The 20,397-nt window shown below is 64.1% G+C and carries 26 protein-coding genes; 16 read left to right on the top strand and 10 right to left on the bottom strand.

All coding sequences use genetic code 11. The features are described from left to right. Window positions 1–4: 4 nt before the first annotated feature. The 5 genes from ccmE to ccmA are packed head-to-tail and all read right to left on the bottom strand — an operon-like array spanning window position 5 to window position 2,868. Window positions 5–517: a cytochrome c maturation protein CcmE gene (ccmE, locus tag HOP59_RS00955; RefSeq protein WP_026038316.1), complete on the bottom strand. Its 513-nt coding sequence runs from the start codon at window positions 515–517 to the stop codon at window positions 5–7. Then, window positions 507–746, bottom strand: coding sequence for a heme exporter protein CcmD (gene ccmD / locus HOP59_RS00950; protein WP_010630066.1), 240 nt, complete (start codon window positions 744–746; stop codon window positions 507–509). Before ccmD ends, ccmE begins: the two co-directional genes overlap by 11 nt. Then, the gene (locus HOP59_RS00945; RefSeq protein WP_010630067.1) at window positions 746–1,486 is read right to left on the bottom strand and encodes a heme ABC transporter permease; all 741 of its coding nucleotides are present in this window, start codon (window positions 1,484–1,486) and stop codon (window positions 746–748) included. The genes ccmD and HOP59_RS00945 overlap by 1 nt, the downstream gene beginning before the upstream one ends. 13 nt (window positions 1,487–1,499) lie before the next feature. Beyond that, window positions 1,500–2,237, bottom strand: coding sequence for a heme exporter protein CcmB (gene ccmB / locus HOP59_RS00940; RefSeq protein WP_010630068.1), 738 nt, complete (start codon window positions 2,235–2,237; stop codon window positions 1,500–1,502). Continuing rightward, window positions 2,224–2,868: a cytochrome c biogenesis heme-transporting ATPase CcmA gene (gene ccmA, locus HOP59_RS00935; RefSeq protein WP_010630069.1), complete on the bottom strand. Its 645-nt coding sequence runs from the start codon at window positions 2,866–2,868 to the stop codon at window positions 2,224–2,226. The genes ccmB and ccmA overlap by 14 nt, the downstream gene beginning before the upstream one ends. A gap of 204 nt (window positions 2,869–3,072) precedes the next feature. Here ccmA and HOP59_RS00930 point away from each other — a divergent pair, with 204 nt between their 5' ends. The 9 genes from HOP59_RS00930 to HOP59_RS00890 all read left to right on the top strand — a co-directional run bounded on the left by HOP59_RS00930 (window position 3,073) and on the right by HOP59_RS00890 (window position 10,142). Continuing rightward, window positions 3,073–3,552, top strand: a complete 480-nt coding sequence (locus tag HOP59_RS00930; protein ID WP_234252444.1) for a LexA family protein — start codon at window positions 3,073–3,075, stop codon at window positions 3,550–3,552. Further along, window positions 3,552–4,172 (top strand): IMPACT family protein, encoded by a 621-nt coding sequence (locus tag HOP59_RS00925; RefSeq protein WP_234252442.1) that lies wholly within the window; start codon window positions 3,552–3,554, stop codon window positions 4,170–4,172. The genes HOP59_RS00930 and HOP59_RS00925 overlap by 1 nt, the downstream gene beginning before the upstream one ends. 461 nt (window positions 4,173–4,633) lie before the next feature. Next, entirely contained in the window at window positions 4,634–5,365 is a 732-nt protein-coding gene (locus HOP59_RS00920; RefSeq protein WP_010630072.1) for an iron-containing redox enzyme family protein, read from the top strand. A 118-nt stretch (window positions 5,366–5,483) separates the two neighbouring features. Further along, entirely contained in the window at window positions 5,484–6,938 is a 1,455-nt protein-coding gene (locus HOP59_RS00915) for an aldehyde dehydrogenase family protein (protein WP_234252441.1), read from the top strand. 41 nt (window positions 6,939–6,979) lie between these two features. Next, window positions 6,980–7,459, top strand: coding sequence for a GlcG/HbpS family heme-binding protein (locus tag HOP59_RS00910; protein WP_010630074.1), 480 nt, complete (start codon window positions 6,980–6,982; stop codon window positions 7,457–7,459). 121 nt (window positions 7,460–7,580) lie between these two features. Further along, window positions 7,581–8,621, top strand: coding sequence for a 2Fe-2S iron-sulfur cluster-binding protein (locus HOP59_RS00905; RefSeq protein ID WP_234252439.1), 1,041 nt, complete (start codon window positions 7,581–7,583; stop codon window positions 8,619–8,621). 30 nt (window positions 8,622–8,651) lie between these two features. After that, window positions 8,652–8,990 (top strand): 2Fe-2S iron-sulfur cluster-binding protein, encoded by a 339-nt coding sequence (locus HOP59_RS00900; RefSeq protein ID WP_010630076.1) that lies wholly within the window; start codon window positions 8,652–8,654, stop codon window positions 8,988–8,990. A gap of 8 nt (window positions 8,991–8,998) precedes the next feature. Then, on the top strand, window positions 8,999–9,820 hold the full coding sequence (nadX, locus tag HOP59_RS00895) for an aspartate dehydrogenase (RefSeq protein ID WP_234252436.1): 822 nt from the start codon (window positions 8,999–9,001) through the stop codon (window positions 9,818–9,820). 31 nt (window positions 9,821–9,851) lie between these two features. Beyond that, window positions 9,852–10,142 carry a DUF1330 domain-containing protein gene (locus HOP59_RS00890; RefSeq protein ID WP_010630078.1) on the top strand — a complete coding sequence of 97 codons (291 nt, stop codon included), beginning with the start codon at window positions 9,852–9,854 and terminating at the stop codon, window positions 10,140–10,142. A gap of 66 nt (window positions 10,143–10,208) precedes the next feature. Here HOP59_RS00890 and HOP59_RS00885 read toward each other — a convergent pair whose 3' ends face one another. From HOP59_RS00885 to HOP59_RS00870, 4 genes are all read right to left on the bottom strand, one after another. Beyond that, window positions 10,209–10,868: a GntR family transcriptional regulator gene (locus HOP59_RS00885; protein WP_191224151.1), complete on the bottom strand. Its 660-nt coding sequence runs from the start codon at window positions 10,866–10,868 to the stop codon at window positions 10,209–10,211. A gap of 168 nt (window positions 10,869–11,036) precedes the next feature. Beyond that, a complete protein-coding gene (locus HOP59_RS00880; protein ID WP_010630080.1) occupies window positions 11,037–11,339 on the bottom strand; it encodes a hypothetical protein in 303 nt (100 codons plus the stop codon). A 102-nt stretch (window positions 11,340–11,441) separates the two neighbouring features. Beyond that, entirely contained in the window at window positions 11,442–12,239 is a 798-nt protein-coding gene (locus HOP59_RS00875; protein WP_234252434.1) for a creatininase family protein, read from the bottom strand. Window positions 12,240–12,430: 191 nt separating this feature from the next. After that, window positions 12,431–13,087, bottom strand: a complete 657-nt coding sequence (locus tag HOP59_RS00870; protein WP_010630082.1) for a GntR family transcriptional regulator — start codon at window positions 13,085–13,087, stop codon at window positions 12,431–12,433. Window positions 13,088–13,262: 175 nt separating this feature from the next. On the opposite strand from HOP59_RS00870, the gene HOP59_RS00865 reads away from it, so the two are divergent. The 4 genes from HOP59_RS00865 to HOP59_RS00850 all read left to right on the top strand — a co-directional run bounded on the left by HOP59_RS00865 (window position 13,263) and on the right by HOP59_RS00850 (window position 16,673). Continuing rightward, window positions 13,263–13,835 (top strand): chromate transporter, encoded by a 573-nt coding sequence (locus HOP59_RS00865; RefSeq protein WP_010630083.1) that lies wholly within the window; start codon window positions 13,263–13,265, stop codon window positions 13,833–13,835. Further along, a complete protein-coding gene (locus tag HOP59_RS00860; protein ID WP_234252433.1) occupies window positions 13,832–14,362 on the top strand; it encodes a chromate transporter in 531 nt (176 codons plus the stop codon). The genes HOP59_RS00865 and HOP59_RS00860 overlap by 4 nt, the downstream gene beginning before the upstream one ends. 234 nt (window positions 14,363–14,596) lie before the next feature. Beyond that, the gene (locus HOP59_RS00855; protein WP_234252432.1) at window positions 14,597–16,078 is read left to right on the top strand and encodes a hypothetical protein; all 1,482 of its coding nucleotides are present in this window, start codon (window positions 14,597–14,599) and stop codon (window positions 16,076–16,078) included. Between the two features lie 253 nt (window positions 16,079–16,331). After that, a complete protein-coding gene (locus HOP59_RS00850; protein ID WP_010630086.1) occupies window positions 16,332–16,673 on the top strand; it encodes a 2Fe-2S iron-sulfur cluster-binding protein in 342 nt (113 codons plus the stop codon). A gap of 127 nt (window positions 16,674–16,800) precedes the next feature. Here the strand turns inward: HOP59_RS00850 and HOP59_RS00845 are convergent, their stop codons facing one another. Then, window positions 16,801–17,469, bottom strand: coding sequence for a GntR family transcriptional regulator (locus HOP59_RS00845; RefSeq protein ID WP_234252431.1), 669 nt, complete (start codon window positions 17,467–17,469; stop codon window positions 16,801–16,803). 154 nt (window positions 17,470–17,623) lie between these two features. On the opposite strand from HOP59_RS00845, the gene HOP59_RS00840 reads away from it, so the two are divergent. Genes HOP59_RS00840 through HOP59_RS00830 form a run of 3 tightly spaced genes read left to right on the top strand, consistent with a single transcriptional unit; the run spans window position 17,624 to window position 20,371 of the window. Next, window positions 17,624–18,193: a chromate transporter gene (locus HOP59_RS00840; protein WP_234252430.1), complete on the top strand. Its 570-nt coding sequence runs from the start codon at window positions 17,624–17,626 to the stop codon at window positions 18,191–18,193. After that, the gene (locus HOP59_RS00835) at window positions 18,190–18,720 is read left to right on the top strand and encodes a chromate transporter (RefSeq protein WP_234252428.1); all 531 of its coding nucleotides are present in this window, start codon (window positions 18,190–18,192) and stop codon (window positions 18,718–18,720) included. Before HOP59_RS00840 ends, HOP59_RS00835 begins: the two co-directional genes overlap by 4 nt. 43 nt (window positions 18,721–18,763) lie before the next feature. Continuing rightward, window positions 18,764–20,371 carry a gamma-glutamyltransferase family protein gene (locus HOP59_RS00830; protein WP_234252427.1) on the top strand — a complete coding sequence of 536 codons (1,608 nt, stop codon included), beginning with the start codon at window positions 18,764–18,766 and terminating at the stop codon, window positions 20,369–20,371. The last annotated feature ends 26 nt before the right edge of the window (window positions 20,372–20,397 follow it).

The raw sequence follows: 20,397 nt of genomic DNA, 5'->3' as shown, positions 1-20,397 counted from the left end.
CCGCTCAGTACTGGCTTGCGCCTTCTTGCGCCTCGCTCTCTTCGATGCGCTTGGCCACCTTGGCGGCCTTCTGCTGGAAGTCGGCGGGGGAATAGCCGGCGGCTTCGAGCGCCTCGGCGACCTCGGGGGGCATGTAGTTCTCGTCGTGACGCGCCAGCACCTGATCGGCCTTGATATAGCCGTCGCGCTGCAGTTGTCCGACCACTACCACGCCCTGCCCTTCACGGAACAGGTCGGGCAGGATGCCGCTGTAGTGAACGCGCACGTCCTCGACATAGTCGGTGACGGTGAACTCCACGTCCAGGCTATCCGGGTTACGCGACACGCTGCCTTCCCTCACCATGCCACCGGCGCGAATCTGGCGTTCGTAGGGAGCGTCGCCGGCGGCGATCTGGATCGGACTGAAGAACAGGTTGATATTGGCCCGCAGGGCATAGAGCGTCAGCCCCACGGCGATGGCCGCAAGCGACACCAGGCCGAGGAACATGAACAGCTTCTGTTTGCGTTTAGGCGTCATTGGTGCATCCACCCTTGCTAGTTTGAATCGGTTGCGCCGCAGCGGCGGGTGCGCTCTGGCGCGCTTCGCGGCGAGCGCGACGCTGCAGCTGCCTCAGCAGTTGGCGGCGCTCGGCGCGAGCATGAAAGACGATGCCCAGCATCAGGGCGGCGGTCACGCCCCAGGCGGACCAGACGTAGGGCGCGTGCCCGCCCATGGCGAGCAGCTCCTGGAAGGTGTCGAATGCCATCAGTTCGCCTCCTCGGCCAGCTCACGCACCCAGCGCTTGTTGGCTTCGCGGCGCAGGATCTCGCTGCGCGTACGCGTCAGCACCAGCGCGATGAAGAAGCTGTAGAAGCCCAGCACCATGATCAGCAGCGGCAGCCACATTTCCATCGGCATGCCGACACGCCCGGTGACGGTGAAGGTGGCCGGCTGATGCAGGGTGTACCACCACTCCACCGAGTACTTGATGATCGGAATGTTGATGACGCCGACCATGGCCAGCACCGAAGCGGCGCGGGAGGCGCTGTCGCGGCTGGCGAAGGCGCCACGCAGGGCGATCACGCCGAGGTAGAGGAACAGCAGGATCAGCATCGAGGTGAGGCGCGCGTCCCACATCCACCAGGTGCCCCAGGTCGGTACGCCCCACACCGCGCCGGAGAACAGCGCGATGAAGGTCATGGCGGCGCCCAGGGGCGCCATCACGGTGGCGGCCATGTCGGCGATCTTGATCTTCCAGACCATGAACACCAGCCCCGTGATCGCCATGGAGACGAAGATCGACTGGGCGAGGAAGGCCGCCGGCACGTGCACGTAGATGATGCGGAAGCTGTTGCCCTGCTGATAGTCGGCCGGGGCGAAGGCCAGCCCCCAGATGGTACCGGTGACGATGAGGATCAGCGCTGCCGCCCAGAACCAGGGCTGCAGTCGGGCACTGATGGCATAGAACCACTTGGGGGAACGCAGCTTGTTAATGAAGGCCCACATGCCTCTCAACCTCTCAACCGTTGATACTGATGCGCAGCGACGCCGCGATTGCCAGCGGCGCAAGACTCAGGGCCAGCGCCAGAAGCGCGCCGAGAATCGCCAGATGCGCCAGTACGCCATCGCCGAGGATGGCCGCCTGGACGGCTCCGGCACCGAAGATCAGCACCGGGATGTAAAGGGGCAGCACCAGCAGCGACAGCAGTACGCCACCGCGGGAAAGCCCCACCGTCAGCGCCGCTCCGATGGCACCGATCAGGCTGAGACTGGCGCTTCCCAGCGCCAGGGAAATGGCTAACACCGCATAGCTGCCAGCCGGCAGCGACAGCATGATACCGAGCACCGGCGCCATCAGCGCCAGGGGCAGACCGGTCAGCAGCCAGTGCACGGCGACCTTGGCCAGCGCCAGCAGCGCCAGCGGTTGGGGCGTCAGCAGCAGTTGTTCCAGCGAGCCGTCGTCGTAATCGGCCCGGAACAGACTGTCCAGCGACAGCAGGGCCGCCAGCAGCGCCGCCACCCACAGCAGGCCGGGCGCAATGGCCGCCAGCAGTGCCGGATCGGGGGAGATGCCGATCGGGAACAGGGTGATGACGAGGGCGAAGAACACCAGCGGGTTGAGCACTTCGCTGCGCCGACGCAGCATCAACAGCAGGTCCCGCTTGAGCGTTGCCCATACTGCGACAGCGAGGCCGTCGCCAGGTTCCTCGCGCAGCGCAGCGGCTGCCCTGTTCAACGAGTTTTCAGATGCCGTCATCGGCCCCTCCCCCGCCGAGGCGGATACGGCGCAGCTCGGCGCACGGCGTGAGCTCGTGGTGCGTGGTGACCAGCACGCAGCCACCGCTGCGGGCGTGCTCCACCAGGCGCCGCTCCAGCGCCGCCACGCCATCGCGGTCGATGGCGGTAAAAGGTTCGTCGAGCACCCATAGCGCACGCGGTGTCAGAATCAGCCTGGCAAGTGCCACGCGTCGCTGCTGCCCGGCGGAGAGCTGTCCGGCCGGCACGTCCTCGAAGCCGACCAGGCCGACCTCTTCCAGTGCCCTGAAGCGTGCCGCCTCGCTCGGCTTCTCGCCGCTGAGCGCCTGATACCAGGCCAGATTCTCCAGCGGCGTCAGCGCTGCCTTCACCCCCGGGGCATGGCCCAGATAGAGCAGGTTGGCGAGAAAGGACTCGCGGGCCTCGCGCATCGGCCGCTCGCTCCAGAACAGTTCGCCTTCGTAGTCGGCCAGCTGACCCGAGAGAATCTTGAGCAAGGTGGTCTTGCCGCTGCCGTTCGGCCCCTCTACCCGTACGATCTCGCCCGCACGGATATCCAGGTCCAGATCCCGGAACAGCCAACGGTCGTCACGTTCGCAGGCCAGGCTTTGCGCTTGTAGACGCAGGCTCAACAGCACTCTCCAGGAATGGGTGATTACGCCGGAAATGCTACACGGAAAGGCCTTTTGCCGCTACCGAGCGGGGTGCGTCATGGCGCCACCCTTGCCCCAGGTCAAGGCAGCTGCATGACAGAGAAACTTGCCAGGAACGTAACGCCTGATATGATTCGAAGTACCTGTACATTTCAACAGGGTCGCACAGAGGGGGAAACGCCAATGCCAACGCCTTCCATGCACTACCTGTACCGACGTCCCAACCTGCCCATCGCCACCTCCTGGGCCAGCGTCGACGCCACCGACCTCATCGAGGTGCCCCTGCTGGGCGACGTCTCGGCGGGGCTGCCCATCGAGGCCTGCCCCAGCGGCGGTGCCATTCGCGCCCCTGCCTGCATGGTGCGACGCAACACCTACGCCCTGCGCGTACGCGGCGACTCGATGATCGACTGCAACATCTTCGATGGCGACGTGATCATCATCGAGCGTCAGGAGAGCGCCGAGAACGGCGAGACTGCCGTGGTCCTGATCAACCAGCAGGAGGTCACGCTGAAGAAGCTGTATATCGAGAAGAACGGCGTGCGCCTGCAGCCGGCCAACGAGAACATGGCGCCGATCTATCTCAAGAACAGCGACATCCAGGTACTGGGCATGGTCATGGGCGTGGTGCGCCGGCAGGACGGCCCCGAGCTGACCCACTGATGCGCTACCCGGTACCCGACCTCGCTCCCGGTGCCTGGCGGGAGAGCGTCATCGAAGTCGAACGCAGCCGCTTCATCGCCTGGCTCTGCCATGTGCCCGACGTGGCGGCCTTCGATGCTGTACTGACGGCAGCGAGACGCACCCACCCCAACGCCAGCCATCACTGCAGTGCCTATATCGCCGGCCCGCCCGGTGAGCAGCAGGCCATCGGTTTCTCCGACGACGGCGAACCCGGCGGCACCGCGGGGCGCCCCATGTTCCAGGTGCTGGAAGGCGCCGGGCTGGGACAGGTAGGCTGCGTGGTAACCCGCTATTTCGGTGGCACCAAGCTCGGCACCGGCGGCCTGGCCCGCGCCTACTCCCAGGCCGTGGTTCGGGGGCTCGAGGCGCTGCCGCAGCGGCAAGCGGTGGAACGCACCACGCTGAAACTTGGCGTCGACTTCGCCGGCGAGGCCGAGGCCCGTGCCTGGCTGGAGAGCCATGACGCACCGGTGGAGCACGCCGACTACGTCAGCGACGGTGTGCGTCTCACCGCAGCCTGGCCCAGCGACGTAGAAGTGGACCTGTCACCGCTGGAAGCCCGGCTGCGCGGTCGCCTGACCCGTCTCGACACCCTCTGACTCCTGCCAGCTGCTGTTCTTATTATCTCTGCCAACCCGACTGCCCTGCCGACCTGATTCCCCCTGGCTGAAGCCGGGCGAGGTCGGTCCAGCGACGACTATCCCCTTGCGACCTTGGTATACCAACCCTCATGGTATACCGTAAGCAAACCGAGACCTGCCTGCCTTGCCAGCTCGAACCAGCCGCTCCACACCCCCACACGATCTTTTTATTTTCAGTAAGATACGTGAACTTCATTGCTCTTGTCACAGCGTAAAACCTGGTTGAAAGAGAAAAATTGATCCAGGTCAGAAAAAGCCTTGACAGAGATATCGGCGGCAATCTAGGCTGCATTCATGGCTTTTGGTATACCAAGAGCCATCCAAGAGAGCCGGTCACTGCCGGAACCATGACGCCAAACAACAAGAGCGCGGCCTGTCGCAACAGGCGGCGCACGGGTAACCCATCAGGAGTCCTCCCCATGGCACAGTTGATGAATCGCGACGAATTCCGCACCGCTCTGGAAGAAGCCATCAAGGGCAAGAGCGCCAACAAGGCACCGTTCAGCGTGGCCTGGGCCAGCGGCAAGCTGTCCCGCGAGCACCTGGCCAAGTGGGCAGAGAACCACTATCACTACGTGGGTCCGTTCGCTGATTACCTGGCCTACATCTATGCAAACACCCCGGAAAACTTCAAAGAGGCCAAGGACTTCCTGCTGCAGAACATGTACGAGGAAGAGCTCGGCGGCGATCGTCATACCGATCTGCTGATTCGCTTCGCCGAGGCCTGCGGCACCACTCGCGAGCGCGTCGAAGATCCAGACAACATGTCGCCCACCACCCGCGGCCTGCAGAGCTGGTGCTATGCCGTGGCCATGCGCGAGCACCCGGTGGTCGCCGTGGCAGCATTGGTGGTCGGCCTGGAATCCCAGGTGCCCTCGATCTACCGCCGCCAAACGCCGACCCTGCGCGATAAGTACGGCTTTACCGACGAAGAGGTCGAGTTCTTCGATCTGCATATCGTCTCCGACGAGATCCACGGCGAGCGCGGCTACCAGATCGTGCTGGAGCACGCCGATACCGTCGAGCTGCAGCAGCGCTGCCTGAAGATCTGCGAGATCGGCGCCCAGATGCGTCTGCTTTATACCACCGCGCTGTACTACGACTACGTCGCCGACGAGCTGCCCCTCTCCGAGCTCGACATGGCGGCCTGACAGCCTCGGCCCCGCCAGGGGATGCAGCCAAAGCCATCTGTCGGCATCGGACCGGCAGATGGCCGCCAATCGCGAAGATGACAGCGACGACAGCCAGTGACGACAAGAGGTAAGCGTCTTGGATAACGCAACCCAGTTTCTCAACTATATCGACGGCCAGTGGGTCGCCAGCGCCTCGGGGGAGACCTTCGAGAACCGCAATCCTGCCGACCAGGACGACCTGCTAGGGCAGTTCCAGGCTTCCAGCGTCGACGATGCGCGCCGCGCCATCGATGCCGCCGACCGTGCATTCGCCGCCTGGCGTGAGACGCCCATCTCGCAGCGCGCCAAGATTCTCAACCGCGCCGCTGACTACCTGATGGAGAACGTCGAGCAGTTCGCCGAGGAGCTGACCCGCGAAGAGGGCAAGCTGCTGGCCAACAGCCGCGACGAGGTGACTCGCTCGGCCCAAACCCTGCGCTTCTACGCCGTGGAAGGTCAGACCATCACCGGCGAGACCTTCCCCCAGGACGACGCCAAGATGACGGTCTACACCCAGCGCGAGCCGCTCGGAGTGGCCACCATCATCACGCCGTGGAACTTCCCGATCTCGATTCCGGCGCGCAAGATCGCCCCGGCCCTGATCACCGGCAACACCGTGGTGTTCAAGCCCTCTTCCGATGCTCCGCTGATCGGCTATCGACTGGCCGAAGCGCTGCATCACGCCGGCGTGCCGGCAGGCGTGTTCAATTTCATCACCGGCGCCGCTTCGGCCATCGGCGAGGAGATCACCGCCAACCCCATCGTCAAGGCAATCTCCTTCACCGGCTCCACCGCCGCCGGCGAGCGCATTCACCGCGCCGCGGCCATGGCTACCCGCACCCAGATGGAACTCGGCGGCAAGAACCCGCTGATCGTGCTGGAAGACGCCGACATCGACACCGCCGTGGACCTGACTGTTAAGGGCGGCTTCTCGCTCACCGGCCAGGCCTGCACCGGCACCAGCCGCGTGCTGATCGCTCGCAGCCGCAAGCAGGAGTACCTGACGCAACTGGTGGAGAAGGTCAAGACGCTGAAGATCGGCAACGGCATGACCGAGGGCACCCAGATCGGCCCGCTGGCAACCCGCCAGCAGCTCGACACCGTGCTCGGCTATGTCGAGGCGGGCAAGAAGGAAGCCACTCACGTGCATGGTGGCGAGCACCTCACCGAGGGTGACTACGCCAAGGGCTTCTACGTGGCGCCGGCGATCTTCAGCGACGTGACCCAGGAGATGCGCATCGCCCGTGAGGAGATCTTCGGCCCGGTGGTCGCGGTGATCGAGATCGACGGCTACGAGGATGCCATCGCCAAGGCCAACGACACGCCCTATGGCCTCGCCGCCGCCCTGGTGACGAAGAACTTCGAGTACATCCAGCGCTTCCCGCTCGATATCCAGGCCGGCACGGTGAAGATCAACCGCACCACCACCGGCAACCTGGTCAACGCCCCCTTCGGCGGGCTGAAGCAATCGAGCACCTCGACTTTCCGCGAGTCGGGACGCGCCGGGCTGGATTTCTTCACTCAGACCAAGACCGTCTATCTCGGCCGCTGAGCGCGCCACACACAACGACAACCTGACGATATAGGTGACTCATGAAACAGGTATTCCGACTGGAACTGGAAGAAGCCAAGCTGATGGTGGAAGCCGCCAAGAAGCGCTCCGAGGAGATCGGCGTGCTGGAAACCATCTGCGTGGTGGATGACGGCGGCTATCCGCTGGCCCTGGAGCGCATGAACGGCGCCCGCGTCACCGGCCCGCAGATCGCCTGGAACAAGGCCTTCACCGCCGCCGGCCACAAGCGTTCCACCCACCTTTTCAATACCGCCCCCAACGGCCCCGCCCTGCCCGGCAACGAGGCCTTCGGCATCCAGTGGAGCTTCGAGGGCAAGTTTGCCGTGTTCGTCGGCGGCTTTCCCATCGTGGTCGACGGCGAGGTGATCGGCGGGGTCGGTCTGAGCGGCGGCAACGGCGAGCAGGACACCCAGGCCGGCCTGGCCGCGCTGCAGGCCCTGCAGGACCATCTGCGCGAATCCGGTCACGAGGTCGTGGTCGAGGCCGATATCAAGAAATAAGCGAGCGACTTCGGCAGGCGGCTTGCGCGCCTGCCGACGCCCCAGACGACCGGCCGAGCACCGACACCCGCTGACGACGACAAGGCCCCGGCCTTAGGCGGGTGCGCTCGAGGAGGCTGCCATGAGCTACCGTATTACCCTCTCCAACACTTCAGCCAACACTTCAGCCGACACGCCAGAAAGCTTCGAGGCCCAGCCGGGAGAGCCGCTGCTCGAGGCCGCTGAGCGAGCCGGTTTCCCTCTGGCTCATGATTGCCGCTTCGGTGGCTGCGGCGCCTGCCGCGTCAAGCTGATCGAGGGCAGCGTCGAGTATGACGAGTTCCCCTTCGGCCTGACCGAGGAGGAAGCCGAGGCGGGCTACGCCCTGGCCTGTCAGGCCTGCGCCCAGAGCGACTTGACCATCAGCGCCAAGCTGCTGCCGGCGGGCCACATTCCGGCCGATTTCCACGTCGCTACCATCGAGCGGCTGGAAAAGTTGAGCCATGACGTGACCCACCTGGTGCTGCGTATTCCCAGCGCCAGCGAGGTGGTCTTCCATCCCGGCCAGTATCTCAACGTGATGCTGGACGACGGCAGCCCGCGCAGCTTCTCGATGGCCTCGCCCCACCGCGGCGAACTGTTCGACTTTCACATCCGTCGCGTGCCAGGCGGCCATTTTACCGGCCGCCTGGAAACGCACTACCAGGCCGGCGACACCCTCGACGTGGAGCTGCCGCTGGGCAACTTCCGTCACGACGCCGAGAGCCCCCGCGACCTGCTGATGGTGGGCGGCGGCACCGGCCTGGCGCCGCTCAAGAGCATCATCGAATCGCTGCTGGACGAGCCGAACCGGCCGAGCATCACGCTCTACTGGGGCGTGCGTCGCGCCGAGGATCTCTATCTCGACGAGCAGCTCAACGACTGGGCCAGAACGCTGCCCGACTTCCGCTACGTGCCGGTGCTCTCGGACCCCGATCCCGAGTGGGGCGGCCGCCGCGGCTTCGTGCACGAGGCCGTGTGCCAGGACTTCGACGACCTGAGCTCCTTCGATGCCTACCTGTGCGGCCCGCCGCCGATGATCGCCGCCGCCAAGACGAGCTTTGCCCAGCGCGGCCTCGACGTCGAGCGGATCTACGCCGACAGCTTCAACTTCACCCATGAGCTCGAAGGCAGCGTCGCTTGACGCTTCACCGGATCTAGCGAGGTAATCGACATGCCGGATATCACTTTCATCACCAACGGCGGCAAGGTCATCAGCGCTCCTGAGGACTCCAACCTGCTGCGCATCTCGCTGCGCGAGAAGGGCGGCATTCCGTTCAAGTGTGGCGGCGGCCTGTGCGGCACCTGCAAGTGCCTGGTCGAGGAGGGCCGCGAGAACACCGACGCGGTGAAGAAGAAGGAAGAGAAGCTGCTCTCGGCCGAGGAGCTCGAGCAGGGCTATCGTCTGGCCTGCCAGACCTTCCTCAAGGGCGACGTCAAGGTCTCCTGGGAGGAGACCCCCAAGGGCGGCACCGCCGGCGCACGGCAGGTTCAGCCCAAGGCGGAGGCATGAGCAGCACCATGACCAGCAGCGAAAAGACGACACGGGTCGGCCTCATCGGTTATGGCACCGCCGGCAAGGACGTCGCCGAGGCCATCCTCGGCGGCCAGGCGGGCAGCAGCCGCTTGGTCGCCGTGCTGGTACGCGACATGGCCAAGTATGCCGACGTTGCCCCGGAAGGCTGTCACTTCACCGACAGCGAGGAGGCCTTCTTCGCCTGCACTCCCGATGTGGTGGTGGAAACGGCGGGCCACGCGGCTGTGGCGCGCTATGCCGAGACCTCGCTCGCCCACGGCTGCAATTTTATGGTGGTCTCGGTGGGTGCCTTCTGCGACCAGGCGCTGTTCGACCGCGTGATGTCCAGCGCCGAGCGGAATGGCCAGCGGGTGCTGGTGCCTTCAGCGGCCATTGCCGGCCTCGACCGCATCGCCGCCGCCGCCCAGGGGCCGCTGGAGCGTGTCACGCTGACTACCCGCAAGCCGGTCAAGGCGTGGCGCGGTACCTTTGCCGAGGAAGTGGTGAGTCTCGATGCGATCACGCAGCCGACGGTGATCTTCGAGGGCAACGCCCGCGAATCGTCCCGAGTGTTTCCGGAGAGCGTCAACGTCTCGGCGGCGCTGAGCCTGGCGGGGGTGGGCTTCGAGGCGACGCAGGTTCGCGTGCTGGTAGACCCCACCATCGACAAGAACGTGCACGAGGTGTCGGCCAAGGGACTTTTTGGCGAAGTGCGCATCGAGGTGCGCAACACCCCTTCCCCCAGCAACCCCAAGACCGGCTATATCGTCGCCATGAGCGTTGCCCGGGCGCTGAAGAATCTCTCCTCGCCGCTGGTTATCGGCTAGTGGCTGCGAAGCATGGGCAAGGAGTTTAAAGGTGAGCAAAGCATATTGGGTCTCCTGCTACCGTGAGATAACGGATTCGACGAAGTACGCCAACTACATAAAGCTTGCTGTCCCAGCTATCGCCGCGGGCGGCGGCATCTTCCTGGCTAGAGATGTGGCAGCCTTCGCCTATGAGGATGGTCAGCAAGACCGCACCATCATCATCGAGTTTCCCGATTTGGAAAGTGCCCGAGCAACCCACGATGGCGAAGCTTATGGTGCTGCGCTTGATGCACTCGGCGATGGCGCCATCAGAGACATTCGGCTTGTCGAAGGCGTGTGAGGAGGAAAACGCAAACCGGGCGCTCGAGGGCGCCCGGTTTGCGTTGTCATACTGTTGCCCAACCGCTCAGACCTGGGAGTGGCTCATGTAGGCCTTGCGCGACTTCTCGAGGTGGATGCGGGTGAAGCTCTCGGCCAGATCCTCTTCGCCGCTGCGAATCGCGCTCAGCACGTCCTGGTGCTCGCGCAGCGCCTCCTTGGTACGCCCCGGCAGGGCGCTGCTCAGATTGGAGAAGGCACGCACGTAATCCTTGAGGTCGACCAGCATCTCGTGAAGCTTGGGATTGCCGGAGGCACGCCCGATCAGCTCGTTGTACTTGACGTTGAGTTCGACCTCGTCGCCGCCGCCGTTGCTCAAGGCCTCCTCGATCTCGGCCATGAGCTGGTCGATCTCGGCCACGATCTCGTCGTTGACCTTCTGGGCCGCCAAGCGTGCCGCCAGCGATTCCAGCGATGCCAGGATCATGAAGACTTCGAGGATCTCGGACTGGGTGATCTCGTTGACCACCACCCCCTTGCGCGGCACCGTGCGCACGAAGCGCTGGGTCTCGAGGCGAAACAGCGCCTCACGAATGGGAGTGCGGCTGATGTTGAGCTTTTCCGCCAGCACCCTCTCGACCAGCCGATCCCCTGCCTTGTACTCGCCGCGCAGGATGGCGTCCTTGAGGTGGGCGTACACCTTGTCGCGGATCGGTGAAAGGTCTTCCTGGGTCCAGGTCTCGGCCATCATTGGCTACCTTCGGCTGTCTTGGAACGGGGGTGGCGAATGGCGCATTTTACCATATCTGGACAAGGCAACGGTATCTGGTGCACGAGGGGCCAGGGAGCCGAGGCAAACATCAACGCCCGCACCGAACGGTACGGGCGTCATGGCTGGCCTGATGTCACGTTCGAGTTAGGGCGTCACCCTTTCCAGCCGCGTATCGATATTGCCGAAGGTCACCAGTTGCTTGAGCTCGTCGCGGGCCGCCTCGACCGTATCGAAGCGCTCGAAGAATTTCAGCGGCACGCTGTTGGTCGTGCCGCCTTCGCCGGTTTCGACGATGCTGACACGACCCTGATCGCCGTCGACTTCGGCGATGGTGAAGTCGGCCTTCTTCTTGCCGTAGAAGAAGTACTCGTAGGCTTCGACCGGGGAGATGCCCTGCCCCGGCCTGGCATCGTATTCGCCCAGCTTGCTCGTCAGGATGATGTACATGTCGGTGCCTCTCTATCGTGGTCTTGTGCTTGTCATGGTCTTGTCATGGTCTTGCGTTCGGCATGCTCCAGCGCCTGCCGCAGCCTTGCCGACTAGCGGACTTCAGGTGGCGAGCTCCCTCTCCGCCCGTGCCGGCGGCACGTCGGCAGGCTCGGCCAGTAGCGGGCGCAGCGCCGCCGACAGCTCGGCCAGGGCCTCCTCGACGATGGCCTTGCCGATCTCGAGGCTGGCCTGGGTGGCATCGCCGATGCAGCCGTTGCGGGTCATCTCCTCATAGCGGTAGAAACCCTGGATGGGGTTGCCCGGACGCATCCGCTCCCAGCGCCCACCATGCACGATGTCGCCCTTCTCCAGGCGCTCGGGACGCACCAGGTGCGGGGCGAGGTAGTACGCCTCTGAAACCTCGCGCTCGCAGCTGTGGCCGAACAGCGTCGAGCCGATGTGCTCCTTCATGGCCTGCTTGGCGGAAGCCGTGGTCTTGGCGTAATAGCAGTCGACCTCCAGCTCCTGGGCGAAGCTGGCGCAGGCCAGGCCCAGGGTGCCCTGGTTGCCGCCGTGGCTGTTGAGAAACAGCACCTTGTCGATGCCGTGGCGCTTGAGCGAGACGACCATGTCGCGCAGTACGGCCAGCAGGGTTTCCGGGCGCAGACTGATGGTGCCGGGGAAGTTCAGGTGGTGCGGGGAAACGCCCATGTTCACGGTGGGCGTGACGAGAACCTTTGGATACAGCACTGCGGCGAGCCGCTTGGCCATCTCGGTGGCCAGCACCGCATCGCAGCTCTCGTTCATGTGCGGCCCGTGCTGCTCGTGCGCCCCGACCGGCACGATGGCCATCTTGACGCTCTTGAGCGCCTCCTCGACCTCGGGCCAGGTCATTTCCGTCAGTACGTAGCTTTTCATCTGATCTGCCGTCTGACCTGCCAACTGACTTTCCATCCCGCTCTCCTTCGGTGCCTGCGCGCTGGAGCCTCGACGGCAGGCAGCCTGTTGTCATGAGGGTAAGAGTGTCACACAGACACTTGGTATACCATATGCCAACACTAGCCGAATCCGGCGATTCATGCAAAGCCTTTGAGCGGCCGTCCGCGGCGTTAGCGACAGCTGCGCTTGGCCACCTCACTGGAAAGCGTGATGTGCTCCTCGATCAGTGCCCTGGCTCGGCGGGCATCCCGCGTCAGCGCCAGATCGACCAGCTCCTGGTGCTGGGAGTCGAGCTGATGGCGCAGCTCCTGGGCGCGCGGCGCCACCCGCCGATAGCGGTCGAACTGGTCGTGCAGCTGCGAAATGAAGCGCAGTAGCCAGGCCGAACCGCACGGCGCCACCAGGGCACTGTGGAAACGCGAATGCAGGCTCTCCCACTCCACCACCGGGGTATGCTCACCGGCCCGGGCCAGGCGGTGATTGGCCGCCAGCAGCTGGGATTCCCACTCCTCGTCGCCATGGCGGATGGCGAGCTCGAGCGCCATGCCCTCCAGTTGGCGACGCATTTCGGTGATATCGGCCAGCTCCTCCCGTGTCAGCTCCAGCACCCGAAAGCCGCGCTGGTTCTCCTGGCGCAGCAGACCGTAGGCGGCCAGACGATTCAGCGCCTCGCGCAGCGGGCTCAGGCCCACGTCGTAGGTCTCCCGCAGCAGCGTGATCGACAGACGCTCGCCTGCGCGGTAGCGACCGTTGAGCAGATCCTGACGCAGCGTCTCGTAGATCCTGCTGGCGGCGGTGGCACTGCCTTGCTTGAGGGTTTCGGTCATGGCGTGGCTCCATTCTTTTTTGGAATTTGGTATACCTGACTTGACGAATCGCCAGGCTTCAATCTAATCTGAGTCAAATAATCGATTATTTCCAGAAAAAATACAACGGACATGGCCACAACAAGTTGTTTTTCAATGAAAATATGACCGACCCCTTTTGAGGAAATCCGCTGACATGACGGCATCGCAACAGGGAAAGCTGTTCTTCTCCTTCCTTCGCATCGGCCTGCTGGGCTTCGGTGGCGGCCCTTCGATGATACCTTTGGTACACCAAGAGGTAGTCAAGCGGCACGCCTGGATGAAGGACGAGGAGTTCGCTGACGTGCTGGCCATCGCCAATACGCTGCCGGGGCCGATCGCCACCAAGATGCCGGGCTATATCGGCTTTCGGGTCGGCGGAACGCTCGGCTGCATCAATGCCGTGGTTGCGGTGATTCTGCCGATGATCGTGGCCATGATCCTGCTGCTAGGTCTGTTCAGCCGCCATCGTGACGTGGCTTGGATCCACGGCATGAGCCAAGGAATGGTACCGGTGGTGATGGTGATGATGGGCCAGCTTGCCTGGGACTTCCTTAACAAGTCGCGCCTGGCGCTGGGCTGGGCCGTCAGCCTGGCCATGGCCGCCGTGGCCGGCGCATTGATCTACTGGCTGGGCGTCCATCCCGGCCTGGTGATCGGCGCCCTGCTGGTCGCCGCCATGTTGCCTCCCCTCACGAAACGCAAGTCGGTCGAGGAGGCGGCGCAATGATCTACGTACAGCTCTTTTTGGCCTTCTTCATTCCCAACATCGTCGGCTATGGCGGCGGCCCCGCCATCATCCCGTTGATCGAAGCGGAAGTGGTGGGCCGCTACGGCTGGATGAACGCCCAGGAGTTCGCCGAGGTGCTGGGTTTGGGTAACGCCCTGCCGAGCCCGATCGCCACCAAGATGGCGGGCTACGTGGGTTATGAAGTGGCCGGTGCCGGCGGTGCCGTGGTCGCCGTGCTGGCGACGGTGGTACCTACTCTGCTGCTGATGCTGGGCGCTCTGGGCCTGCTCTATCGCTACCGCGACTCACCGCGGGTCAAGCGCATGAGCCAGTGGGTGCGCCCCGTCATCGCCATCATGATGGCCGGCATGGTACTGAGTTTCTTCAGTGAAGGCATGGCCGGCGCCGGGCTCGTGCATACCGCGATCATTGCAGCGCTAGCGGCCATCGCGCTGTTCCGTTTCAAGGCGCATCCCGCCCTGGTGGTGGTGGGAGCATTGGCCTACGGAGGCTTACTGCTGGGCTAGAGCACCCGGCCACCGAATCTTCATGGATAGCCATACTCGAAGACAGGAGAAAACGATGCGACGACCCCTGAGCTGAGCAGCCCCCATGTGCGAAAGACGTCAGCACCGCTTTCGTGACATGCAAGGCAACACGCAACCGTGACTGTGCAAGAACCGACAAATACAAGTAGACGATGGCTCTCTCGACACTACCGGAGCCGCCATCGCCAAGTCTGACGACACGACAGGTGCAAAATGGAACAACTCGAGCAAATACAACTCACCGCCTCGCACTGGGTCTTCCTGCTGGTGATCCTGGCGATCTTCGTTTCCATCGGTTTTCGCAAGGGGGTCATCGTACCCTCCATCGCCGGTATCTTCATGCTCGGCCTGCTGGCCGACGCCCCCCATGAGGGCGGGTTGAATCAATTGATCTTCGCCGTACAGGTGGTCTTCCGTGCCCTGCTCAATGCCGGCACCGAGCTCTTCGACATCATGCTGGTCATCGCGCTGATGGTTGCCATGCTCAAGTCGCTACAGAGCCAGGGCGCCGACAGGATGATGGTGGCGCCGATGAAGAAGCTGATGATCGGCCCCTGGACCGCCTTCTTCGTGGTCGGCATCACCATGTACGTTGCCGCCGCCTTCTTCTGGCCGACCCCGGCCGTGGCACTCGTCGGCACGGTGCTGATTCCGGTGGCCATGCAGGTCGGCTTGCCGGCCATCGGTGCCGCCATGGCGGTCAACCTGTTCGGCCACGGCATGGCGCTTTCCGCCGATCCGGTCATCCAGGGGGCTAGCCGCCTGACCGCCGGCGCCGCCGGCATCGATACCACCGTCCTGGTGCCCTATACCCTGCTGTTCTCCCTGGTCGTGGGCGGTGTTGCCATCACCATGGCCTGCCTTGCCCTGCGTCGCGACATGCGCTCGGGCGTTCTGGAAGCCCCCCAGTCCGACGAGGTATTCACTCCGCGCTCGGCAGGTGCCGCCGCGGTGCAGACCGATACCGTCAAGGAAGAGGATGAGCCCGAGGCCGGCCCCTACGCGCGTATCTTCGCCATCGCCGTTCCCGTCATCCTGCTCGGCATCGCGGGGCTGATGATCTATCGCGCCGTGTTCATGCCCGACCAGGCGATTCGCGGCGGCGGAGCCACGGCGCTGCTGGGCGGCACGGCAACGATCCTGCTGGTGCTTTCATCGTTCGCCTCCCACGGACACCATGCCCTGGATGGCATCAGCACCTATACCCGCGAAGGCTTCTTCTTCGCCATCAAGATCTTCGCCCCCATCATCCCCATCGCCGGCTTCTTCTTCCTCGGCCACCCCGGGCACTCCGCCGAGGTAATCGGCGCCGGCGCGTCAGGCTTCCTGTTCGATATCGGCCACAACATCGGCCACTACATCGATGGCAACGTCTTCCTGCTGACCTTCGGCATGGCCTTCATCGGCCTGCTCTCCGGCATGGACGGCTCGGGTTTCTCCGGCCTGCCGCTGGTGGGTTCGCTGTCCGGCGCGCTGGGTACCGCGGCTAATGTCGACATTCACGTCCTGGCGGCCCTCGGCCAGGTGGCGGCGATCTTCGCCGGTGGTGGCACGCTGGCAGCCTGGGCCTTCGGCGTGGCCGCCGATGCCGGTATCGCTGGCGTCAGCCCTGCCGCCTTGGTGCGACGCAACTTCATCCCGGTGATCTCGGGTGTCGTCGTGGCCTCGCTGCTTGCCGTGTTCCTGCTGATATAGCGCCCAAGGAGCCTGTCCAGGCAGTAGCCATCTCAATTGCCATCTCACCCGGCGTCCACGACGCCGGGTGAGTTTTTTTGGGCCGCAAAAAATAGCGCAATGTAGGGTTGACGAAACCTCACAACTGGCACATGGTATACCATATGCCAAAAGGCAATGCAGACGACAGGCATCGCGCGTTACGCCCGAGAGACATGGAAGAGCGACATGGAAGCGCGATGCGCAATCTGACGATAACGACTAGGTGACCCTCATGCCCCTGATCACGATCCACAAGAACGGCGAGGTCTTCGAAGGCGAAGTCCAGCCCAACACCAACCTGGTGGTGCGCGCCGGCATCCGCCAGTTTCCCTACCCCCACCTGAGCTACGGCTGCGGTATGGGCAAGTGCGCCAAGTGCATGTGCAAGGTGCTCAAGGGAGGTGAAGCATTGCCCGAGCCCAACTGGAAGGAGAAGAAGATGCTGGGAGAGCGCCTGGAACAGGGCTACCGGCTCGCCTGCCAGCTGTGGGTGGAAGAGGATCTCGAGCTGGCTCAGGACAGTGCGGCCGGCAGCAGCCAGCCGAGCCGAGCCGGTGGCGTTACGGCCTCATGAGCGGCGACAGGCGGCCAGGCGAGCCAATACCGATTCGTTGGCAACCTGTGCCGCCATCGGTTTCTCGCTGACCGCGGAAGAGACTGCAAGCATGGCTGCACGGCACGCGAGACCTGCTTGCTACGAATCAGGCCGGTGACAACACACCTTGCAGAGCCACCTGATACGAACGCTGAATGTGGTCGTCCATCAGCGCTCGAGCCGATTTGATATCACGCTCCAACGCCAGCTCCACCAACTCGCCATGCTGAGCGTCCAGCACACGACGCACCTCGGGTGCCTCCGGTGCCATGCGCCGATAGCGGTCGAACTGATCATGCAGCTGCGCAATGAAGCGCAATAACCAAGCCGAGCCGCAGGGTGCCACCAGGGTGCGGTGGAAACAGGCATGGAAATGCTCCCACTCCTCGACCTTGTCCGGCGCCATGTCGGCCCGCTTCAAGCGGTGCGCAGCGGCCAGCAACTCGGACTCCCATTCGGCATCGCCCAAACGGATGGCACGCTCCAGTGCCATGCCTTCGAGTTCGCGACGCATCTCGGCGATATCGTCGAGCTCGCTGCGCTCCATGCTGGGCACGCGGAAACCGCGCTGGTTCTCCTGGATCAGCAAACCGTGAGCCGCCAGGCGATTCAGCGCCTCACGTAGCGGACTCAGCCCGATCTCATAGCGCTCCTTGAGCGCGCTGATAGCGACCTTTTCGCCGGCAGTAAAACGACCGTTGATCAGGTCTTGTCGCAGGGTGTCGTAGATGCGGCTGGATGCTGTCGACGACACCTGGCGTTTGGGTATCCCCATGCTCCCTCCTCAGCTCGTTTGGGCAACGAAGGTTGACGCGGCTTTCGGGCTCAACCTATATTCTAGCCCAAACAATCGATTTTTTATCATTAAGAAGACAGATGAACACTAAATCAATCATCGCTCCCATTACCGATGTACATGAGGTAGCCGCATGAAGGCGCCCAGCAAAGCGCCCCTTGGCACCTTGTTCTGGGCCTTCACACGCATCGGCCTGCTTGGCTTCGGCGGCGGCCCCTCCATGATACCCCTGGTACGGGAAGAGGTAGTCAAACGCCATGCCTGGCTCAGCGACGAGGAGTTCGCTGACATCCTGGCTATCGGCAATACCCTACCCGGCCCCATCGCCACCAAGATGCCCGGCTATATCGGCTACCGGGTCGCCGGCACGCTCGGCTGCATCGTTGCCGTGGGTGCCGTCATCATACCCATGATCGTGGCCATGATTGCTCTGCTCACGGTATTCAGCCGCTACCGCGACGTCGCCTGGATCCGCGGTATGGGCCAAGCGGTGGTACCGGTGGTGATGGTGATGATGGGTCAATTGGCCTGGGACTTCCTCGACAAGTCGCAGTTGGTGCTCGGCTGGCTGGTCAGTCTCGCGATGGCGGCGGCGGCCGGCGTGCTGATCTACCTGCTAGGCGTGCATCCCGGCCTGGTGATCGGCGGCATCCTGGCGGCGGCGCTACTGAGGCCCATGCCTCGCAAGGCGGGTGCATCATGATCTATGGGGAGCTGTTCCTCGCCTTCTTCATTCCCAACATCATCGGTTATGGCGGTGGGCCGGCCATCATCCCTCTGATCGAAGCCGAGGTGGTGGGTCGCTACGGCTGGATGAACGCACAACAATTTGCCGAGACCCTGGCGCTGGGCAACGCCTTGCCCAGCCCCATCGCCACCAAGATGGCCGGCTACGTGGGCTATGACGTCGCCGGTATCAGCGGCGCCATGGTGGCGGTGCTGGCGACAGTGGCCCCCTCGCTTTTGCTGATGCTGTGTGCGCTGGGGTTGCTCCATCGTCACCGCAACTCGCCGCGGGTTCAGTGCATGAGCCAGTGGGTACGCCCCGTCATTGCCATGATGATGGCCTGGCTGACCTGGAGCTTCTTCAGTGAGGGCATCAATAACGCCGGTCTGCTCCACACGCTGCTGATCGGTGCGGTGGCCGCGGTCGCCTTGCTGCGTTTTCGTACCCACCCGGCCTTCGTGGTACTCGGCGCTCTGGTTTATGGTGGCCTGTTCCTGGGCTGAGACGCCCGCCGCCTGCCATCAACAAGCCCCTCAAGGATCCCTTATGCAACACGATGCGCTTTACTACCCCAGCCCTTCACGACGCATGGCCGCCTTCGGCACCCGCGGCATGGTCGCCACCTCCCAGCCGGTGGCCGCCCAGGTGGGCATGCAGATCCTTCAGAAGGGGGGCAATGCCGTGGATGCCGCCATCGCCAGCGCCGCAGCGCTGAGCGTGGTCGAGCCAACCTCCAACGGCATCGGCAGCGACGCCTTCGCCATCGTCTGGATCGACGGCAAGCTGCACGGCTTGAATGCCAGCGGGCCGGCCCCCCAGGCCGCCACCATCGAGACCATGAAGGCACTGGGTCATGCCAACATGCCTCTTCACGGCCTGCTGCCGGTCACCGTGCCCGGCGCGCCGGCGGCATGGGCGGCCCTCTCCGAGCGCTTCGGCAAGCTGCCCTTCGCCGACCTGCTTGCCCCCGCAGTGGCACTGGCCGAGCAGGGCTATGCGGTCACCCCGGTGGCCCACCAGATGTGGGACGAGTCCTTCCACACCTACTCGGCCTATGACGATGCTGCCTTCAAGCCGTGGTTCGATACCTTTGCAATCGAGGGTCGCGCGCCCAGGCCCGGCGAGCGCTGGTCGTCGACAGGCCACGCCAGCTCGCTGCGCGCCATCGCCGAGACCAAGGGCCGCGCCTTCTACGAGGGCGAGCTGGCCGACAAGATCGATGCCTTCTTCCGCGAGCACGGCGGTCTGCTGCGCAAGGCGGACCTGGCCGCCTTCCAGCCGGAATGGGTCGAACCCATTTCCACGCGCTACCGCGGCCACGACATCTGGGAAATTCCCCCCAACGGCTCCGGCATGATCGCGCTGCAAGCCCTCGGCATGCTCGAGCAGATGGGGGCGGAGGGGCGCGACCCGGTAGAGACGCTGCATCGGCGTATCGAGGCCACCAAGCTGGCCTATGTGGATGGACTGAACTACATCACCGAGCGCGACGCCATGCAGCCGAGCGTCGAGCAGATGCTCGCCGGCGATTACCTGGCACAGCGCGCCGGACTGATCGGGGAGAAAGCCGTCGACCCGGTCCACGGCAACCCGATCATGGGCGGTACCGTCTATCTGGCCACCGCCGATGGCGAGGGCAACATGGTGTCGTTCATCCAGAGCAACTTCCACGGCTTCGGCTCGGGCATCGTGATCCCGGGCACCGGCATCAGCCTGCAGAACCGCGGTGCCTCCTTCTCTCTCGATGCCGACCACGCCAATGCCCTGGCTCCGGGCAAGCGTACCTATCACACCATCATCCCCGGCTTCATCACCCGGGATGGTCAAGCAATGGGGCCGTTCGGGGTGATGGGCGGCTACATGCAGCCCCAGGGCCACGTGCAGGTGATCACCGCAATGCTCGAGGACCGGCTCAATCCTCAGGCGGCCCTGGACATGCCGCGCTGGAAGTGGACCAAGGGCAAGACCGTCGAGGTGGAGCCGCATTTCCCCGACCACCTGGCGCAAGCCCTGGCACGGCGCGGCCACCACATCGTCAAGCTCGCCGACACGATCAGCTTCGGTCGCGGCCAGATCATCCTGCGCGACCCGGCATCCGGCGTACTGTGCGGCGGCACCGAGCCGCGTACCGACGGTGCCGTGCTGCCCTGGTAGCGTGACCTGCATGAACGACTACGGCA

It is taken from the genome of Billgrantia aerodenitrificans (assembly GCF_021404405.1).
Taxonomy (GTDB): Bacteria; Pseudomonadota; Gammaproteobacteria; order Pseudomonadales; family Halomonadaceae; genus Halomonas; species Halomonas aerodenitrificans.
Note: the sequence above shows the minus strand (reverse complement) of the source record. Positions and strands in the feature narration are given on the sequence as shown.

Bases quoted from the DNA above. Each gene is read 5' to 3' on its own strand.
- HOP59_RS00925 (WP_234252442.1), top strand. From the start codon at position 3,552: ATGCGCTACCCGGTACCCGACCTCGCTCCCGGTGCCTGGCGGGAGAGC.
- HOP59_RS00870 (WP_010630082.1), bottom strand. From the start codon at position 13,087: ATGACCGAAACCCTCAAGCAAGGCAGTGCCACCGCCGCCAGCAGGATC.
- HOP59_RS00885 (WP_191224151.1), bottom strand. From the start codon at position 10,868: ATGGCCGAGACCTGGACCCAGGAAGACCTTTCACCGATCCGCGACAAG.
- HOP59_RS00920 (WP_010630072.1), top strand. From the start codon at position 4,634: ATGGCACAGTTGATGAATCGCGACGAATTCCGCACCGCTCTGGAAGAA.
- ccmE (WP_026038316.1), bottom strand. From the start codon at position 517: ATGACGCCTAAACGCAAACAGAAGCTGTTCATGTTCCTCGGCCTGGTG.
- HOP59_RS00860 (WP_234252433.1), top strand. From the start codon at position 13,832: ATGATCTACGTACAGCTCTTTTTGGCCTTCTTCATTCCCAACATCGTC.
- nadX (WP_234252436.1), top strand. From the start codon at position 8,999: ATGACCAGCAGCGAAAAGACGACACGGGTCGGCCTCATCGGTTATGGC.
- HOP59_RS00900 (WP_010630076.1), top strand. From the start codon at position 8,652: ATGCCGGATATCACTTTCATCACCAACGGCGGCAAGGTCATCAGCGCT.
- HOP59_RS00930 (WP_234252444.1), top strand. From the start codon at position 3,073: ATGCCAACGCCTTCCATGCACTACCTGTACCGACGTCCCAACCTGCCC.
- HOP59_RS00850 (WP_010630086.1), top strand. From the start codon at position 16,332: ATGCCCCTGATCACGATCCACAAGAACGGCGAGGTCTTCGAAGGCGAA.
- HOP59_RS00835 (WP_234252428.1), top strand. From the start codon at position 18,190: ATGATCTATGGGGAGCTGTTCCTCGCCTTCTTCATTCCCAACATCATC.
- HOP59_RS00880 (WP_010630080.1), bottom strand. From the start codon at position 11,339: ATGTACATCATCCTGACGAGCAAGCTGGGCGAATACGATGCCAGGCCG.
- HOP59_RS00845 (WP_234252431.1), bottom strand. From the start codon at position 17,469: ATGGGGATACCCAAACGCCAGGTGTCGTCGACAGCATCCAGCCGCATC.
- ccmD (WP_010630066.1), bottom strand. From the start codon at position 746: ATGGCATTCGACACCTTCCAGGAGCTGCTCGCCATGGGCGGGCACGCG.
- HOP59_RS00910 (WP_010630074.1), top strand. From the start codon at position 6,980: ATGAAACAGGTATTCCGACTGGAACTGGAAGAAGCCAAGCTGATGGTG.
- HOP59_RS00865 (WP_010630083.1), top strand. From the start codon at position 13,263: ATGACGGCATCGCAACAGGGAAAGCTGTTCTTCTCCTTCCTTCGCATC.
- HOP59_RS00945 (WP_010630067.1), bottom strand. From the start codon at position 1,486: ATGTGGGCCTTCATTAACAAGCTGCGTTCCCCCAAGTGGTTCTATGCC.
- HOP59_RS00840 (WP_234252430.1), top strand. From the start codon at position 17,624: ATGAAGGCGCCCAGCAAAGCGCCCCTTGGCACCTTGTTCTGGGCCTTC.
- ccmB (WP_010630068.1), bottom strand. From the start codon at position 2,237: ATGACGGCATCTGAAAACTCGTTGAACAGGGCAGCCGCTGCGCTGCGC.
- HOP59_RS00905 (WP_234252439.1), top strand. From the start codon at position 7,581: ATGAGCTACCGTATTACCCTCTCCAACACTTCAGCCAACACTTCAGCC.
- HOP59_RS00855 (WP_234252432.1), top strand. From the start codon at position 14,597: ATGGAACAACTCGAGCAAATACAACTCACCGCCTCGCACTGGGTCTTC.
- HOP59_RS00875 (WP_234252434.1), bottom strand. From the start codon at position 12,239: ATGAAAAGCTACGTACTGACGGAAATGACCTGGCCCGAGGTCGAGGAG.
- HOP59_RS00830 (WP_234252427.1), top strand. From the start codon at position 18,764: ATGCAACACGATGCGCTTTACTACCCCAGCCCTTCACGACGCATGGCC.